Source organism: Candidatus Uabimicrobium helgolandensis (assembly GCF_041508025.1).
GTDB lineage: Bacteria > Planctomycetota > Uabimicrobiia > Uabimicrobiales > Uabimicrobiaceae > Uabimicrobium > Uabimicrobium helgolandensis.
This window is the reverse complement of sequence record NZ_CP165719.1, coordinates 3,890,804-3,908,317: the sequence shown is the minus strand read 5'-3', so window position 1 is coordinate 3,908,317 and position 17,514 is coordinate 3,890,804. Positions and strand designations below refer to the sequence as shown.

The following is a 17,514-nucleotide window of genomic DNA, read 5'->3' as shown; positions in this document are numbered from 1 at the left end:
TCCATGAAAAAAATACTGATTATTGATGATGAAAAAAGCATATGCCAAATTCTATCTTACGTTTTAGAAGAAAGAGGGTATAAAACTAGGACAGCTCAAACAGGAGCAGATGCACTTCAAATATTGAAAGATGAATGCTTTGACTTAGTCGTTCAGGATCTCAAGTTGCCTGATATTGAAGGATTAGACTTACTGAAAAAAATAAAAAATCTGTATCCTGAGCTTATCATTATCGTAATTACCGCTTTTTCTAATTGGCAAATCGCTGTAGAAGCAATGCGTCTAGGTGCGTTTAATTACATAAGAAAACCTTTTGATAATGAGAATATCGTAAATATCGTTCGTCGAGGTATTCATCAACGAGAACTTGCTGTTGCCGACCGAGAAAAAGATTCCAAAATAATTGGTAACTCTCTACAAATGCAAAAATTAAAAAGCCTTATTCAGCGTGTGGCACCAACAGACGCAACTATCTTAATCCATGGTGAAAGTGGTGTGGGAAAAGAATTGGTTGCGCGTGCTATTCATAATTTTTCTTCGCGCCAAGAACAAGTCTTTATTTCAATTAATTGTGGCTCTCTTGTAGAGAATCTATTAGAGTCAGAATTGTTTGGTCATGTTCAAGGTGCATTTACCGGGGCAATACAAAGCAAAAAAGGTTTAGTCGAGGTTGCAAATAGTGGATCACTATTTCTAGATGAAGTTGGCGAAATGCTACTTTCAACGCAAGTAAAATTACTCCGTGTACTTGAAAATAGAGAATTTATGCCTATTGGAGGTGTTAAAGCTAAAAAAACAGACGTACGTTTTATCACTGCTACAAATCGCAATTTACAAGAAATGGTAAAACGTGGCGAGTTTCGTGAAGACCTATTTTACCGCTTAAATGTGATTCCTATTGAAGTTCCATCCTTACGCGAAAGAAAAGAAGATATTCCACTGTTAGCTGGTTATTTTCTCGCACTCTATACGCAAAAAAATAACAAAAATGTAACAGGGTTTTCGGCAGAAGCCATGCAACTTCTCCACGATTATAATTGGCCAGGAAATATTAGAGAACTTAGTAATGTAATTCATCGAACTGTTGTTCTTTGTGAAAGTTCAATAATACAAAAAGAAGATTTAGAAATTCACGATAACACTGCCTCAGATAATTCATTACCAGAATTGATAGAAGATGGTTTTGATTTGGAAAATCAACTTACTAAAGTCGAGTGTTTTTATATCAAAGAAGCCCTAGCCAAAACCAATGGAAATCTTACTCAAGCTGCAAAACTTCTGAACCTATCGTTTCGTTCACTTCGTTACAAAGTAAAAAAATATGGATTGAAGCTTTGAGTGGAATGGTAAAAGCAAATCACCGGAGTTAGCGCCATTGCATTTTTTCGAGCATCTTTAAATGCTTTTCGAACCAAATATTATTAATTTTTTTGGGTTTTTCACTAGTCACCTTTATTCCTGTGAACTCATCCAGTTGTATTAATAATTTGTATATTCTTTCGCTTGTAAAATTTTCGAAACCTTCAAGATTGCTTTCTAACCCCCACGAATTATGGATGTTTTTAAATCTTAAAATTTGAGACTTTGAAATATTCTGCGGTAGAGTTTGGTTTAATTCTATTTCGAAGAAAAAACTGAAAAGTAAAAAAAATGCCGCAAAAGCTGAAACTAAGTAAATTATTCTAGTTTTTTTTCGTTGTAATTTGCCGAAATCGTCTAAAAATTGACTCATGGATTGGTAACGTTTTTCAGGGGAGTTTTTTGTGAGTTTTTTAAGTAGTTTTTGTATTTTTTTTGGGCATTTTTCGATATCGATACAATCTTCTGAAAACAAATAAATTAATGTTCTACCGTAGGAAAAAATGTCGCTAACGAAGTTTGCCTCTTTTGCTTCTTCTCTTATTTCAGGAGCGATATATTTTGCCGTTCCAAGAGATAGCCCTGTTTCAGTTAACGAATTACATGAACTACTTTTAGCTATCCCAAAATCGATGATTTTAATATTACCATTTTTTATCAATATGTTAGATGGTTTTATATCTCTATGTATAACGCCGTAGCTATGGCATACGTTGATACCTATTGCTATATTTAATGCTATATCATACTTTTCGTCAGTTGTAAACTCTTGGACACATTCTTTTAAGTTTTTTCCTTGTATATATTCCATTACCATGTACAACGGATCCAGTGACAGATCAAATATTTTAACAATCCTTTGATCTTCCATTCTTTGCACCATTTTTGCCTCGGATATAAAGCGATCTTTATCGCATTTAGTAATGTTTATTTCATGCGGTTTGAATACTTTTATAGCTTTATCAAAATCCAATTTTGTATCGTAAACTCGAAATACAACACCCATTCCTCCGGCACCTATTATTTCTTTTATTGTGTATCTTTTATTAAATAATTGATATTCCGGATCTAGCTCTACAGATTTGAAGTAATATTCTAGTGCTTGTTTAAAAATTTTATCTCTCTTTGGGTTAGGTAATTCTCTTCCAAAATAAACAAAAGAGCAAAATCCATTGAAAAGGTGGTTAGGGTCATTTGGTTCATCGGCGATTTTTTGTTCGTAGATTGTTTTTGCTTCTTTGTAGTAACCTCTCAGGAGAAGTAAAAAGTCTTTATCAAACTTCATCAAAGTTTATTTCCTAAATTTTTGTACTTTATGTATAACTCAAAGAAATATTCTGGTTCTAAATCAGAACATTGTTTTTTCAAAACTCTAAATATTATTATTTGAAGTACATTTATCGTTTTTTCGCGATAGTACCGTTCATTAATTCTATAATCGTTATCTGTATTTTTGAAATTTTTTAGGTATTCGCCAAGCAAACATTGTACAGCATTTTCACTTTCTAATTCCGAGTCTAATATTTTAAATAGATTTTTTGAGTATTCTAAGTCAAATTCTTTGTCTATTATTTGCTCGTACACTTCATTTTTCAAACTGTAATCATTATCATTGATCGGAACGGTTCTATTTTCTACATTTTTTTTCGATTGTGTCTTACGTATTTCGTCTATGATATAGTTCCTAAAGCATTTTTTTAAATACTTTCTGAAGCTTCCCTTTTCTTTTGAAAAATTTTTCATAATAACTGGGAGTTTCATCCCCAAAAACGCCATTAAAACGTCTTCTTTATCAATAATTATTGGTATTTGGTTATCTCTGAAGATAGCCTCTAAGATTTTGCGCAAAAAAACACCATATTTTTTCGCCATCTCTTCAGGTTGTCCGTGTTTTTTAAAATTGGTTTCAGAGACGTCTCTTGCTATATAATTCATAAAATCGTTAGTATAACTCATATTTTCTTCCTAAATTCTTTATATAGCTATACGGAGAATTTTCTTTATGTAGAAATTATTACCGATTTTTTTGTAAATTTTTTTTGTAAATTTTTTTTCTCCGTATAGTTTTGCAGAGACTATTATATAAAAGTACAAATATATAATCACAAAGAAATTTTTCTATAAGCATTGAAAGGAAATGGAATGAGAATATTATTATTACTAGCTTTAATTTGTATTTCAGGACTTTTATACTCTCAGAATATAGATCATGAAGATTTGGAAAAAAATCTTAAATCTGGAAAAATTACATTTTTAGAAGTATTGAAAAATTTAGTAGATAGAGTTGATAGTTTAGAAAAAAAAGATAGAGAAAATCAAAAACCTGAAGAGTACGAGAAAAAACTTGAATGGCTAAAAATGAGCCTTTACGGTGAAAGTGTAAATAATATGCAAGAGATTTCGATTGCAATGATCGAATATCATAAAAAAAATGGTAAACTTCCGTCGAAACCTTCCGATTTAAAAGGATATTTTGTTATAAAGTATAAGAATTTAGAGCACAGAGTCTTCTTGTCGCCATCAGATACCACAACTTTTAACTATCAAAGCAAGGCTTGGGATTTTGTAGATAAACATTCGTCTTATATTCTTCATCAAAAAGCAAATATGCAAAACCGAAGAGATGTTCTAGTTTCCGAAAAGAGCTATTTTTTGTGGCCTAAGAAAAAAGGCTATGTTTTTGTGGATGGGCACGGTGATTTACTTAGCGAAAAAGAGCTGGACGAATTTCAAAAGGCTAAGAAATAAACATCTAACTTTTTCAAAACAAGTTTTCTCTATGGTTTATTATCTTTTTTTCAAGCCTGGTGTGTTGTTAACAACGCCAGGCTTTTTCTTAAACGTATATGAGCACTATAAAGGATTAGAGGAGGTTCAGGATATTAAAAGAAAACCTCGCTTTTATAAGTTAGAGCTAAAATTAGTGAAGATGTAGTTCTTTTAAGTTTAAGGTTTTGAGGATGATTCTATCTTGTTATCTTCACGAGGAAGTTGCCCTTGAAAGCCAAAGGTGGGAGTGGATGCGCTAATCATTTGAAAAGATAAAAAGCTCCCTATTAAAATAACAAAAACAAAATTGATCTGTGCGCAAGTCTTACGGCTAATCCAGAAATCTTTTACCACGATACCAATAACACTAAAAATGCTTAGCAACACCCAAACAACTGGTGAAATGATTATTGTTATGATTGATAAATCTACTCCTAGATAAGTATAAATGATAGAAAATGTAGAAATAACAAAGTATGTTGTCACGAATGCCAAAATACTCATTCCCGCTACAACTAGCGAGCTTTCTTGAATACACTTCATGAACTTCTCCGATTTATAACAATAAAAAATGAACTTGTTTGTTTTTATATACACCTCAGCTCGGATAATGTTCAAAGTTATTTGTGTTAGTTGAAATAAAAATACGATCCTTAACCTGTTCCTATCGGAAACTCAACCAAGTAATTATAAGTGCAAAGTTACCAAAATAAAATTAATCTTAAGTGTCACCAATATTTGATGCATACAGTTATGTGTTTATACTATTGACAATATTCTTAAATTACGTATTTATACGGGATTGGGTATAAAAATTGTAATATAACTCACTCCTCTATCACCTCTATCACCTCTAAATGGTCTTGTCAATGGATACACGATATGCTATAATTGCAAACGATTTATTAGGATTTTCCTAAATTTTAAATTCGTAAATACTACACTATCCAAAAAACCACAGTCCTACACACACTGGAGCATATTCATGGGAAAGCCACCTTTTCATGAAGGGGATATAGTTAAGAGTTACGTCATTGACAAACAGTTTAATGTTGGTGGAATGGGTGCGGTTTATAATGTGAAGCACGAAAACATATTAATAAAAGCTCCCTTTTCCGATTCAGGAGATGTTCTTCTTGCGCAATTCAAAGAAGAGGTCAAAGCCTTACAACAACTTAGTCACCCTGGTATTGTCGGGATTCTAGATGCTGATATATATGCCGAAATTCCTTGGTATACAATGGAGTTTATACAAGGGGAAACGCTACGCGCTTATATAAATAGGGAAGCTCCTATTTCTTCTTTGCGATCTCTAAGATTGTTATATCACATGACAGATTCTATTGCACACGCTCATACCCAATCAAAGCCAATTTGGCATTTAGATATAAAACCTGAAAATATTTGTTTTCGAGAAGATAAACCGGTCATTTTAGATTTTGGGCTTGCGCGTTTTGGCCGCAGCGCGACGAATATACTTGGACCCCATGGAACACTTCTTTATATGGCTCCAGAACAACTTGACTTACGTGGTCGTCCTGACGCGAGAGCAGATGTTTATGCTTTAGGAGTTATCTTTTTTGAAATGCTGACAGGTAATCCACCTTTTGGAAAAATTGCCGAAGTTTGCTATGAAAATAAACGTATCGACTGCATGGAAAAAATATTAGACCTTGGTCTCAGAAGTCCTTCAGTAGAAGGTATTGCTCCTTCAATAAGCAAAATACTAGATAAAACGCTTGCTAAAAAACAAGAAGACCGTTATCAGCACGCAGGAGAGATGCTTTCTGATATACGCGAAGCTTTGACGGAATATATTCAGAAATACGTAACAAAATATGAAAAAACAAAAAACTATTCTCAGGCTTCGCGAATCTTAAAAGAAGGATTTGAGCAAGGTTTAGTTGAAGAAAAACAACTTGAGCGGATCTTGCAATTAGAAAAAGAACAACAGCAAAAATCTCTTGACGAAATATTCTCAACGGCCAAAGAGTATAGTAATTTTCAAAAAAGTCTTGATTTTATCATTGATTTGGTTCAAAGATATGAAGTAGAGACAGATGTAGAAACTAAAAAGCGTATTTATAGTACTCTACAGAAGGTTTTACAAACGGAAGAAAACGAGAGCCTGCCTTTGCTATTAGAAAAAATGAATACGGCAAAAGAAAGTCTTGTAAAAATGATACCATCTTCTGTTAAACAAACCAAAATAGAAGACAATAGTAGTACAAACGATACGTTAGAAGATATTAGCATTGTAGTAGAAGACGAAATGCCTGAAGAAAAAGTGGAAGAAATTCAGGAGCCTGAAACCGAAGATTCAAACGAAGATGAAGTAGTCTTTGAAGAAGAAACGCAGGTTATTCAAGTTCCGCCAGCAGAAATGGCAGATTACGTTGCTTCCTCTTTGGCGATGAAAGATGAATCTCCTGTTACAAAAGAAGATGTGCATTTAAAAACATCCGATTTTGAGGTTATTCTTGAGCAATCTCAAGCACTCAAAGCAGAGAATGGTCTTTCCGATCTGCAGCTTAAAATTAAACTTCCAAATGGATTCCACTGGTTTGACGATAGCCATATAATATGCGAAAAAGATGAATCTTTGCTTGTGTATATTCCAGGTGGAGAGTTCGTTATGGGAAGTAGTGAAACCTCCTCTGATATAGAAAAACCAGAACATAACGTGTATGTTGATGGATTTTTTATAGATAAGTATCTTACCACATGGCATCAATTTTTGACTTTTTGCGATGCAACTGGACATCCCAAACCAACACCACCTAAGTGGGGCATTTACGAAGAGCACCCGGTTGTAAATATTAGTTGGTTGGATGCAAAAGCTTACTGTATTTGGGCAGGTAAAATACTTGCTACAGAAGCACAGTGGGAAAAAACAGCGAAAGGTGGTGTTTGGTTAGACGGAGATGATTTAAAACAACAAAAAAATCCGTATCACAAACGAACATACCCTTGGGGCAACTCTCTTCCAGATGAAAACGGAACTTGGTTAGCGAATTATAATGAAGAGCCTCACTATGGAAGAAATCGCGGGCAAAAATCTACATCGCGGGTAGGAAGTTTTTCAAAAGGAGCATCTCCTTATGGATGCTTGGATATGGCTGGTAATGTTTGGGAATGGTGCAAAGATTGGTACGGAGAAAATTACTATTCCAAATCTCCGAAAAAAAATCCTCGAGGTCCAGGTAAGTCCGATGCTACAAAAATAGATTCTCAAAAGGGAGAAATCGGAAAAGTATTGCGCGGAGGATCGTGGTATACAGGGAAAAAGTTTCTGCGAACAACTGCTCGTAGATGTCGCAACCCAGAAGGGCGTGGCGGAAGCTGCGGAATGCGTGGAGTTTGTAATATAGTAAAGTGAGCCTAAATTATGAAAAACATTCAATTTTTTTTACTTTTTGTTATCGCAACAACATGCCTTTTCGCACAAAAGGGCAAAAACGATTGGCTTGTAGAAGTTAAACTTAAAAACGGAACATCTTTTAAAGGTGTTGCGAGAAATGCTGTTTTTCTAGAGAAGCAAAACTATGGTGGATATGTTGTTTTAAAAAATCAAAATCGGAAAATCGTGCGCGATTTGTCAAATAAAAAAGAGAGAGCAATACGTTCTAGTATGCGCAATCTTGGCATCCGTTTGTGGTACGTGAAAAATTCTCCAGGATACCTGTATATTCCCTACGGCGATGTTAATAAAATTGTCGTGATTGAAAAAAGTTACAATGCGCGAGCAAAAGTAGTAAAAAAAATAAATGAAGTTGCTAAGGACTATCGCGAACGACAAAAAGAACGTGGTGAACGGGAAGAAAAGAAGATCGTAAAGCAACAAAAAAGAATAGAAGAAAAACAAAAGGTTCTGGAAGAGCCAAAACTTGTTTTGACAAAAGATGAAAAAGAAATACTTGAGCAATTTCCTCCGGGTTCAGAATGGAATGAAGCAAATCGTAATCGTTGGCATAAAAGACTGAATCGTGCACGTAATAATTTTTCAAGGACAACAGGAGGAACCATTGCGAAGAATAGATTTGGTGGTGTAACTAGACCACAAAGAGATTTCCATAAAAACTTTGATTTTTGGAAAACAACTGTAGCAAAAGATAAAAAAATAAAAGAGCAAGAAGAAAAAGAAAAACTTGCGCAGGAGCAAGCAGAGAAAGAACAGAACGAACAAAAAAAAGATACTGTGCAAAAAGATAAAAACGAAGCTCTTGCAAAAGAAGATGTCTCTCCTCCCTCTTCAGAGAAAGAAGTAAAAGAAGAGAAAAAGGAAGATCCTAAAGAAAGTTATTCTAGTGTTGAAGAAATTAACCATCTCTTATATGGAAAAAATCCTCAATTACAGATGCGTGCTATTGAACGCTTGGGAGAAATGAAAGAAAAAAGTGCTATTACTGCTTTGATTTCTATAGTTGAAAATTCTGATATAAGAGAACAGCGTCTTGCTGCGATGAGTTCTTTAGGAAAAATATACACAGAAGAGCAGGAAATTCTTTTGCTGTTCAAAAAATATTTGCGTAGCAAAAGTCTTGAGATACGCACCGTAGTAATGAATTCATTATTTAATACAGAAGAAGATTTATCTCCTATCAAAGAGATAATAAATTTTGCAACACTTGATTCTAATAAAGATATTAGATACCGCGCAATTAGCATTATTGAAAAGCAAGAGTTTGTTGAATCTGTAAAAATAGTAACAGATAGATTACGAGATAGAGATCCCAAAGTAAAAATTGTTGCTATTTATACATTAACAACGCTGGATAAAAGTGAAAAAATGAAAAAATATCTTAGTCGCTATCGAAAGTTTCTAAAAAATAAACTAAAAGAAACTGATAACTCAGAATTGATAATGTGGATTGAAAAAACTCTGGAACGTTTAAAGTAAGATATTCTAAAGAATTGCGACATTATAATTGTCGCAATTCTTACTTTCTACTTATTGGTATTGCAAGAACAGGAGTAGATGTTTCACGTATTACTTGTTCTGTTGTACTTCCGCGCAAAGCGTCTACGAATCCATCATGCCCTTTGGTCGTCATTGCGATTAAGTCTGTTTGTTTAAATTTAGAAACACTAAGGATTTGTTCAACAACATTACCTCCTCGCACAATAAACTCCCAATTTTTGTTTAAAAGTTTCGCAGAAGGTTTATCTTCAATATCCCCTACAAATAACAAAGTGAAGTTGACGTTCTCATCTTCGGCTACTCTTGCAGCAAATTTTTCTGCAACCTTGATAGCAATTTCTGGATTGGGATCTTTAGTAATAGGGATAAGTATATGTTTAAGTTTGGACTTTCCACTTTCCATACAAACAAAACCAGAAGTTTCATGTGGAATAAATAAAGTCATTGCTTTAGACTTACGCGCGATTGGTTCTGATATAGATTTCTTTATCCAACGTCGGATGCCCTTCTTTTGATGAGTAAGAAGAACTATCAGATCAGGATGATGTGTCTTTAGATAATCCATAATCCACGAGAATGGGTCACTACTTGGTGCAGCAATTTTGCGCACAAAACAGCCCAGCTTTAAAATGTCAGCTTTTGAGCTTCCTTTTTGAAGGTACTGCCATTTTTCTAACAAGCTAAGTACTTTAGGAAAGTTGTTCACATCTACATTTTCTCCCACATGTAAAATATCTAACTCCGCTTTGCCGATCACGCTTAATTTTAAAGCGTGAGCAAAGGCAATTTCGCTAGTGTTAGATAAATCGGTGGGAAGAAATACTTGGGTTATTTGTTGATCACTCATAATTTACTATGCAGTCTTTTTTCTTTCACTACCATTGAAGTAGCTGAGCACGTCGTTTACAGGTTTACTACCAAAACCAGCTAATACACCAGCAACGATAGAATCAATGATCCAATATGCTCCAGACATTTGTATATTTTTGTAACTATCTGCGAGACTGAAAAATGTTATTCCCATTAATTTGCTTACGATAAGACATAAAATAACGCCTATTGCCATACCCAAAACCATATAACGTCTCGACTTGGATTTCTTACGGTTACTAACTCGTTGTAAGAGTGTTGCTCGTAGCTTAACGACATCCATCATTTCATCGCTAAAAGTAAAATCCTCACCATCCTTAGTAATTTTAATATCTTTAGCTTGGGTTTGGTGTAGTGTATTAGCGTATACTTTATCAAGTAAACTTACTTTTTTTTCGGTAACCTTAATATCAGAAAAATTAAACCACGGAATGTAAGATTCTAACAAAGGACGAATAAACTCAATAATTTTTTGAATAACAAACGATATTGTTCCTAGTATTGATGCTATTTGCGGAACCATTTTTACACCTTTCTTTTGGCTGGCCATTTGGAATATATCTACCAGCAGAGAGAGTCTTTTTAAAAGTTAATTTATTAATTTAACCATAGAAAATAGCTATAAACAATCAAATTAAAGCTTTATCCTAGATTTCTCATACAAGGTAAAACTATGATTCAATACTTAAATCTCACAGACGAAGTAACTTTGCTATCCCTACACAATCTACAAAAAAAATCATATAAAGAAGAAGCGCAGCTAATAGATTTCTACGAAATTCCTCCCTTGTTAGAATCTTTAAGAGATTTACAGCAGTGTCAGGAAATTTTTTATGGGTATGTAAATTCTTCACAATTGCAAGGAGCTATTTCTTATAAAATAAGTCAAAATGTTTTAGATATTCATAGATTAATGGTTGATCCTCAGCAATTTCGTAAAGGTATTGCTCGAACTCTTTTGTCATTCACATTACAACAAGAGAATTTTAAAGAAGTTATTGTCTCAACAGCGATAAAAAATGTACCTGCGATTTATTTATATAAAAAGATGGGATTTGTAGCTACGAGTCAACGGCGATTAACTAAAGAACTAACGATACAAAACTTTAAGTACCAAAAAGAAATTGATGCATTCTAGGATTCTGACCACTTCCTAGTTTGCATCGTTCTTTTTGTTTTTGTTACCTAGGAAATTAAGACGGTGAAAAAAAGCTCCGCCAAGGTTGCGAAGTGACCACTCTGTCTGTGGAGTAATGATTCGATTTGAAAATAGTGAACGTATAACAATCCACAACATGCGAAAGGGAATTAGAATTTTCGTTTTTAGGTTTACTCTTGGTGCTGCTTCTACTGCAAGGGTAACCACTGTTACATCATCATTAAATTGCGATTTGGTTTGTTGTTGTAATTTTTCTAAGAGTATTTGCGCACTAGGTAGGTGAATTTTTCCAATGTCTTGCATGAATTGTAGTAGTCCATCCGCGCCTATTACAGAAGAATTTTTGCGCATCTCGATAAGAGAATCTGTATAGCAAAGTACTAAATCTCCTGGCTCAAGATATATTTTACATTGGTGATAGTGTGCACCGCTGAGAATTCCTAAAGGAATGTCTCCGGTTTCTTCCCCTATCATATTCTTATCGATAAAGCACCAGCTCTTGCTTTTTTTTCGGTATAGCAAGGGCGGAGGATGGCCAGCATTCGATATGATCATTTCGTTTGTGGGCGCAAAATAGGTAATAATAACTGCAGTAGCAAATCGTCCATGTTTAACAATACTGGCAAACTGGTCGTTCATTCCTTCTATAACGCGACTTTGGTCTACAAAATTGACATACTTTCCCATTAACTGACGTAGCTGATTTGCAGAGTGAGCTGCGTCTTCACCATGACCACTTACATCAGCAACCATTAATCGTGTTATGCGACCAGTGGCACATGAAGAAACATAGTAAACATCTCCTCCATTCTCGCAACCAGCAAATGGTTTACTATATACCTCTACTCCTAACCCCATAAGTTGTAGATGGCAATCACAATCGCGATTTCCTCCCCATACTTCCATACAATGCATTTCTTCTTCGTTGCTCATAGCTTCTCTTTTCTAGGGCACGTCAGCAATATTCCCTTGTAAGTGAATTCTAAAATAAAATATCTATTCACATTTTGCTTACCTTATCATAAAATATTTGAAACTCAATCACTAATAGACTTAAGAATAGGAAAAATATGTTGCACAACAAACAAGCGTTGTATTTTGTTTTTATTACAGTTCTCCTTGATGCCATTGGCATAGGCATTATAATACCGGTTATGCCCAAATTAATCGTTGAATTAACTGGTCAAGGCTTAAGTTATGCTGCTATTTATGGTGGATGGTTGCTATTCATTTATTCACTGATGCAGTTTTTTTGCGCCCCTATTCTTGGAAACCTTAGCGATTGTTATGGAAGGCGACCTGTTTTACTTTTTTCTCTGGTATCTTTGAGCATTAATTATGCGATTATGAGTTTTGCTCCTAATTTATATTGGTTATTTTTAGGGCGGCTTTTTACAGGTATTGCTGGAGCCACATATGGTACAGCTGCTGCTTACGTTGCTGATGTAAGTTCACCCAAAGAAAGAGCACAAAATTTTGGTCTTATTGGTGCTGCTTTTGGCGTCGGTTTTATTGTTGGGCCGGCACTTGGTGGAATTTTGGGAGAATACGGAACGCGTATTCCTTTTTATTGTTCTTCTGTACTCGCTTTACTCGTCGCAATATATGGTTTCTTTGTTGCTCCAGAAACTCTTACCAAAGAAAGAAGGCGTCCTTTTTTATGGAAACGTGCAAATCCTATTGGTGCACTTCTTTCAATGAAACAATTTCCTATTGTTTCAGGACTCCTTATTGTATTATTTGTTGCGCAAATTGCTAGGGATTCATATGCAAGCATTTGGACTTATTATTCTATAGAAAGTTTTAAGTGGTCGGAAAGTGAAATTGGTTATTCCTTAGCTCTTGTCGGAATACTACTGGCCTTGGTACAAGGAAAATTAATACGTGTTGTTATTCCTAAAATAGGCGAACGAAAAGCGCTTCTCCTTGGCTTATTTATGGCTGGTTGTGCATTTACAGGATTTGCTTTTGCGCGACAAACATGGGTAGCATGTCTCTTTATTGTTGTATCTTCTCTTGGTGGTTTTATCGATCCGTCGATACGCGCTATTATGTCAAACCAAATTGATGAAAATCAACAAGGAGAATTGCAAGGTGCAATAAGCAGTTTAGTGAGCTTTTCAGCTATTTTATCTCCTATTATAATGACACAGACATTTAGTTATTTTACTGGTAAAGATAATATTTTTTATTTTCCAGGTGCTCCTTTTGCACTTGCGGCTATACTTATTATATGCAGTATGTTGATTCTATTAAAAGTACAAAAGTAAAAATCGCTCAAAACGAAAAAAAATTGTGGATAAAAAATGCCGCAGCTCTCATTCTTGAATTCATTTGGAAATGTAGTATGACAAAAACAATTGGGCAATACAAAATATTAGATAAATTAGGCGAAGGTGGTATGGGGACTGTTCACCTTGCATATGATGACTCTATAAAAAGAAAAGTGGCGATTAAACATATCAATGATCGTAGTTCATATTATGTAAAAAGAATGATGCGTGAAGCACAATCTATTGCTTCTTTAACTCATCCAAATATAATAAGAGTTTACAATGTACTCATGATTCAAAATTTTCCATGTTTAGTAATGGAGTACATCGATGGTGTTACACTTCATGAATATTTACCAAACAATACTTTGTCTCTAGAAGAGAAGATAAAGCTATTTATAAAAATACTTGAAGCTGTAGAGTCTGCGCACAAAGTAAATATTGTTCATCGTGATATCAAGCCTGCAAATATTATGATAGATCAGCAAGGTGAGCCACATTTGATGGACTTTGGTCTTGCAAAACGAATGAAGGTAGATGCCACTTTAACCAAAACGGGTTTACTTATTGGTTCCCCTAATTACATGTCACCAGAACAAGCAAATGGCGAAACTCGCAAATTAGATCATTTGTCTGATCTCTATTCTCTTGGAACTATTTTCTACGAGCTTATTACTGATTTACCTGTGATTGCAGATGAAAAAATTATGGATATCTTGCGGAAAGTTATTTATGAAAAACCTATGCGTTTGAGAGAAATTGATCCAAATGCTTCGTACGATTTAGAAAGTATTTGTTATAAAGCTTTGCAAAAAAAGAAAAGACATCGTTATCAGAGTGCCCAGGGATTTGCAGATGACTTAAATAGTTTTTTAAGTCAGCAAACCCCTACAGCCACTTTTTGGCGTATGAGAAGCGGTTTTTTTAAAATTCTCAATCCACTATGTTTAATTTTAGTGCTGTTGGCTGTTCTTTTTTGGTCAAAAGAGAGAAAAGATACTATAAATTTACGCATTACTTCACCGCAAACTCTATTACAAAATGCTTTCAATTTAATTGATTACGGTTTAGATGAAGATGCTTTCAAACAACTTACATCTTTGGAACAAAGGTTGAGTACCAAAAGTCCACTTCGCCAGAAAATGTATCTTGGTATGTTGGAAATATATAAAAGGCAAAAAAAATGGGTAGAAGTTGAGAAGATAGCGACGCGTTATTTTCGCGGAAAAAATGTACTACAAGCGGATTTAGCACTGGCATATATGTTTTTTGAAAAAGGCAATATCGACAAAGCCCAGTTACATTTAAAACATAAAGTTAGGACTTCGAATTCTTTAGCTACAGATTTTTATTACTTAAAGGCAAAACTTTTTTACGAAGAAAAGAAGTACGAAGAAACAATATCATCTTTGCTTCAAAGTCTAAAAGCCACAGATCAAAGCTCTTTACAACGAACAAAAACCAAGGAGGTTTTTATTCGCTTGCTTTTAGGAAAAACATATTTCCAGTCTTATCTAAAAAGTAAAAAAAATATTCACTTACAACAAGCTAAAGGTATTTTATTTTCATTAGAAAAGCAATTAACTAATAATGCAGAGGTCTATGAATATATAGGGCGTTGTTTGTTCGTCGACCACTTAGATCTTGAGCAAGCAAAAGCTTATTTCCAAAAAAGCATAGATCTCAAACCAGGACGAGCACGTTATTATAACTTACTTGCAGAAGTTCATATTGCTCTTAAGGATTTTTCTAAAGCTTATAGCTGTATAATAGAAGCAGTAAAATTAGATCCACGTAACAATATAGCGAGCACCTCTTTTATCGAATTAGCTTACCAAAACCCGCAACAACAGCAAGAATACTATATGACTATGACATACTACAGTAAGAATTTTGATAAAATAGCTGTCCCTGACTGTATTAAAAATAAAGTAATACAATTAAAGGCAAAATTCCAAGAGTCTTATGAACGTTTACAGTGGTGGCGAGAAAAGCATAATTCTAAACAACTAAATATACAAAAAAGTTTCTTTGGCACTCCTGACCAGTTTCGCACATATTTAAATTTAGTTCGCCATCACAATGATATGGAAACAACTATCAAGGATTATATATCAAAAGAGTTTTCAGACAGCGAGCATAAATTTTTTGATATATTGGAAACTTTTATTAACAAAAAACAACGAGAGATCAAAAAAGCAAATTATTATCGTTTAGCTCAGTGGTATGAAAATAATGATCGAGAAATGGTCGTTGACTGGACTCAGCAAGAGTTTGCAAGTATAGATAAACAAAATTTACGAGCTATACTTGAAAATGATAAAGAAAAGTTAATAATGAGGTATTTAGCAGCGAAGGCTTTGCTGAATTCGCAAGACACTCACTATGTAGAAAACTATTTAACAACAACAAAATCTAGTATAGGAAGACTAATTGCCTGTCTTGCCTATCGTAGTGAGTCGGTAGCTGTTAGTATTTCGCCTATTGTAAGCAGTTTAAGTAAAACCACTTTCTTATTAAAATTACTATCAATTAATTACTTATATTTACCGGGTGAACATATAGATTCAGCAACCTTATCGTTATTACAAGAATTCATGCTGCCCCATAATAAGCAAATAGTACGTATGTATGCAGCAAAAGTTGTTTTTAGCATAAAAAATGCGCCCCGGGAATTATGGTTGAAAGCAGAAAATATATTTCTTAAGTGTATGGATGACAAGAATGTCGAAAATCGCTTTTTTGCACATTACTATTTTTGGCAAAACGATTATGTAAAACAAAGAATCAAAGACTATTGGGAATATTATCACAAGGCTTGGCAGGAACAATATGAGCCAATTATTTCGACAATGATTTTTTTTGCAAAAGAAAAAATCTTAGATAAAAAAAAATCAAAGCTCATCGCACAGTATATGGCACAACATATAGAAAAAAAACGCCAAGAAGGTAAAAAAATTAATGTGTCTCGTTTGCAAGCTACTAAAGTGCTTTTTTATCATCTTTCGCCTCCTAAACGGTTATTAGAACAACCAGATGAGCATCCTATTCCAAGAGTGCTTGCTTACAACAGCGAAATATTCAAACGAGCTTCAAATTCTTGGAACCCAAATAAAGTTTTGCAAAATATGCGATTTATTAAGAAAATTTTACGTCGTACTCAATCAGAAGAGCAAGACAAATACTATAAAATTTTTGTGTACTATATTTCTGCATTATTTGGATTTCATACGCTAGATTCTTTCGAAAAAGAAAACGAAGCAACAAAATCTCATATACTACAGCATCTCTGCTTTTTGAAATTTGGTTTTATGAAAAATTTTCAAAATCCGGGGAATGCTCTTACTAAATATGCACTAAAAACACTCAATAAAGAAATAGGAGACAATTGGAGTCGCGATCAAAAATTGCAGTTAATCAAAAAATATATCAATTCTGACAAAGAATCTTTACGTCGCAATGCTTTGATGGCATGGTATGTTTACTCAGATAAGAAACAACAACAGCAAATATTTAATTCTTACCTTCTGAAAAGCCAACAACAGAAAAAAATGCTTGCTGTAGGAATACATAATTTAGTTAAACTAATGACTTTTTCTAGATTTCTAGCCCCAAAAGAAATACAGTCACTACAAACACAGTATTATTTATATCTCACTGCTCTTCAAAACAAATCTAAACGTAGAATAAATCGCGAAATTCTTCGGCACTTAGATCGAGCTATTCAACTCGATCCGCTAAATATGACATACAAATTCGAAAAAGCAGTTGCTCAAGTAAATTTTAAGCAAATTTCTCAATCAGTTAAAATTTGGGAAGAAATTGTGAATAATCGCAAATATGATTCTCAAAAAGAATCTTTTATTAGTCGTTTAAAATTAGCAGAATACTACATCCAAAACTATGATGGTGAACAAGCGACAAAAAAAATGAAAATGTTATTTGGTGCACCTGTAACAGCTAATGTACTTGCTAGAGATAAAACATTTGTGTTGCGAGTAGCTCGTGCGTACGCAATGCTAGGCATGTGGAAACAAGCGCGAACAGCGTGTGAGAATATCTTTTTTAGTGAATATTCTTCGAAAAAAACATTATTTATCTCTTCTGATGATCTCAATGAAAATGATGAAGCTCGTGTACGAAGATATTTTGCATATTTCTAG

Annotated in this window: 13 protein-coding genes; 7 read left to right on the top strand and 6 right to left on the bottom strand. The window is 34.1% G+C overall.

Going from position 1 to position 17,514, the window contains the following annotated elements; genetic code table 11:
• Window positions 1–3 precede the first annotated feature (3 nt).
• Complete coding sequence (locus UABHE_RS14265) at window positions 4–1,338, top strand: sigma-54-dependent transcriptional regulator (protein ID WP_372371009.1); 1,335 nt, start codon at window positions 4–6, stop codon at window positions 1,336–1,338.
• 28 nt (window positions 1,339–1,366) lie between these two features.
• Here the strand turns inward: UABHE_RS14265 and UABHE_RS14260 are convergent, their stop codons facing one another.
• Window positions 1,367–2,644, bottom strand: a complete 1,278-nt coding sequence (locus UABHE_RS14260) for a protein kinase (protein WP_372371008.1) — start codon at window positions 2,642–2,644, stop codon at window positions 1,367–1,369.
• Window positions 2,644–3,315, bottom strand: coding sequence for a hypothetical protein (locus tag UABHE_RS14255; RefSeq protein WP_372371007.1), 672 nt, complete (start codon window positions 3,313–3,315; stop codon window positions 2,644–2,646). Before UABHE_RS14255 ends, UABHE_RS14260 begins: the two co-directional genes overlap by 1 nt.
• Before the next feature lie 186 nt (window positions 3,316–3,501).
• On the opposite strand from UABHE_RS14255, the gene UABHE_RS14250 reads away from it, so the two are divergent.
• Window positions 3,502–4,107, top strand: a complete 606-nt coding sequence (locus UABHE_RS14250; RefSeq protein WP_372371006.1) for a hypothetical protein — start codon at window positions 3,502–3,504, stop codon at window positions 4,105–4,107.
• A gap of 198 nt (window positions 4,108–4,305) precedes the next feature.
• Here UABHE_RS14250 and UABHE_RS14245 read toward each other — a convergent pair whose 3' ends face one another.
• Window positions 4,306–4,671: a hypothetical protein gene (locus tag UABHE_RS14245; RefSeq protein WP_372371005.1), complete on the bottom strand. Its 366-nt coding sequence runs from the start codon at window positions 4,669–4,671 to the stop codon at window positions 4,306–4,308.
• Window positions 4,672–5,113: 442 nt separating this feature from the next.
• Here UABHE_RS14245 and UABHE_RS14240 point away from each other — a divergent pair, with 442 nt between their 5' ends.
• Both UABHE_RS14240 and UABHE_RS14235 read left to right on the top strand, forming a co-directional pair.
• The gene (locus tag UABHE_RS14240; protein ID WP_372371004.1) at window positions 5,114–7,507 is read left to right on the top strand and encodes an SUMF1/EgtB/PvdO family nonheme iron enzyme; all 2,394 of its coding nucleotides are present in this window, start codon (window positions 5,114–5,116) and stop codon (window positions 7,505–7,507) included.
• 9 nt (window positions 7,508–7,516) lie between these two features.
• Complete coding sequence (locus tag UABHE_RS14235) at window positions 7,517–9,028, top strand: HEAT repeat domain-containing protein (RefSeq protein WP_372371003.1); 1,512 nt, start codon at window positions 7,517–7,519, stop codon at window positions 9,026–9,028.
• A 40-nt stretch (window positions 9,029–9,068) separates the two neighbouring features.
• Here UABHE_RS14235 and UABHE_RS14230 read toward each other — a convergent pair whose 3' ends face one another.
• Together UABHE_RS14230 and UABHE_RS14225 are read right to left on the bottom strand one after the other, a co-directional pair.
• Window positions 9,069–9,896: a universal stress protein gene (locus tag UABHE_RS14230; protein ID WP_372371002.1), complete on the bottom strand. Its 828-nt coding sequence runs from the start codon at window positions 9,894–9,896 to the stop codon at window positions 9,069–9,071.
• 6 nt (window positions 9,897–9,902) lie between these two features.
• On the bottom strand, window positions 9,903–10,442 hold the full coding sequence (locus tag UABHE_RS14225) for a hypothetical protein (protein ID WP_372371001.1): 540 nt from the start codon (window positions 10,440–10,442) through the stop codon (window positions 9,903–9,905).
• A gap of 150 nt (window positions 10,443–10,592) precedes the next feature.
• Between UABHE_RS14225 and UABHE_RS14220 the strand changes: the two genes are divergently transcribed.
• On the top strand, window positions 10,593–11,057 hold the full coding sequence (locus UABHE_RS14220) for a GNAT family N-acetyltransferase (protein WP_372371000.1): 465 nt from the start codon (window positions 10,593–10,595) through the stop codon (window positions 11,055–11,057).
• 15 nt (window positions 11,058–11,072) lie between these two features.
• Here the strand turns inward: UABHE_RS14220 and UABHE_RS14215 are convergent, their stop codons facing one another.
• Complete coding sequence (locus UABHE_RS14215) at window positions 11,073–12,011, bottom strand: PP2C family protein-serine/threonine phosphatase (protein ID WP_372370999.1); 939 nt, start codon at window positions 12,009–12,011, stop codon at window positions 11,073–11,075.
• A gap of 137 nt (window positions 12,012–12,148) precedes the next feature.
• Between UABHE_RS14215 and UABHE_RS14210 the strand changes: the two genes are divergently transcribed.
• Window positions 12,149–13,348, top strand: a complete 1,200-nt coding sequence (locus tag UABHE_RS14210; RefSeq protein WP_372370998.1) for a TCR/Tet family MFS transporter — start codon at window positions 12,149–12,151, stop codon at window positions 13,346–13,348.
• A 77-nt stretch (window positions 13,349–13,425) separates the two neighbouring features.
• On the top strand, window positions 13,426–17,514 hold the full coding sequence (locus UABHE_RS14205; RefSeq protein ID WP_372370997.1) for a protein kinase: 4,089 nt from the start codon (window positions 13,426–13,428) through the stop codon (window positions 17,512–17,514).

Bases quoted from the DNA above. Each gene is read 5' to 3' on its own strand.
- UABHE_RS14265 (WP_372371009.1), top strand. From the start codon at position 4: ATGAAAAAAATACTGATTATTGATGATGAAAAAAGCATATGCCAAATT.
- UABHE_RS14260 (WP_372371008.1), bottom strand. From the start codon at position 2,644: ATGAAGTTTGATAAAGACTTTTTACTTCTCCTGAGAGGTTACTACAAA.
- UABHE_RS14255 (WP_372371007.1), bottom strand. From the start codon at position 3,315: ATGAGTTATACTAACGATTTTATGAATTATATAGCAAGAGACGTCTCT.
- UABHE_RS14250 (WP_372371006.1), top strand. From the start codon at position 3,502: ATGAGAATATTATTATTACTAGCTTTAATTTGTATTTCAGGACTTTTA.
- UABHE_RS14245 (WP_372371005.1), bottom strand. From the start codon at position 4,671: ATGAAGTGTATTCAAGAAAGCTCGCTAGTTGTAGCGGGAATGAGTATT.
- UABHE_RS14240 (WP_372371004.1), top strand. From the start codon at position 5,114: ATGGGAAAGCCACCTTTTCATGAAGGGGATATAGTTAAGAGTTACGTC.
- UABHE_RS14235 (WP_372371003.1), top strand. From the start codon at position 7,517: ATGAAAAACATTCAATTTTTTTTACTTTTTGTTATCGCAACAACATGC.
- UABHE_RS14230 (WP_372371002.1), bottom strand. From the start codon at position 9,896: ATGAGTGATCAACAAATAACCCAAGTATTTCTTCCCACCGATTTATCT.
- UABHE_RS14225 (WP_372371001.1), bottom strand. From the start codon at position 10,442: ATGGTTCCGCAAATAGCATCAATACTAGGAACAATATCGTTTGTTATT.
- UABHE_RS14220 (WP_372371000.1), top strand. From the start codon at position 10,593: ATGATTCAATACTTAAATCTCACAGACGAAGTAACTTTGCTATCCCTA.
- UABHE_RS14215 (WP_372370999.1), bottom strand. From the start codon at position 12,011: ATGAGCAACGAAGAAGAAATGCATTGTATGGAAGTATGGGGAGGAAAT.
- UABHE_RS14210 (WP_372370998.1), top strand. From the start codon at position 12,149: ATGTTGCACAACAAACAAGCGTTGTATTTTGTTTTTATTACAGTTCTC.
- UABHE_RS14205 (WP_372370997.1), top strand. From the start codon at position 13,426: ATGACAAAAACAATTGGGCAATACAAAATATTAGATAAATTAGGCGAA.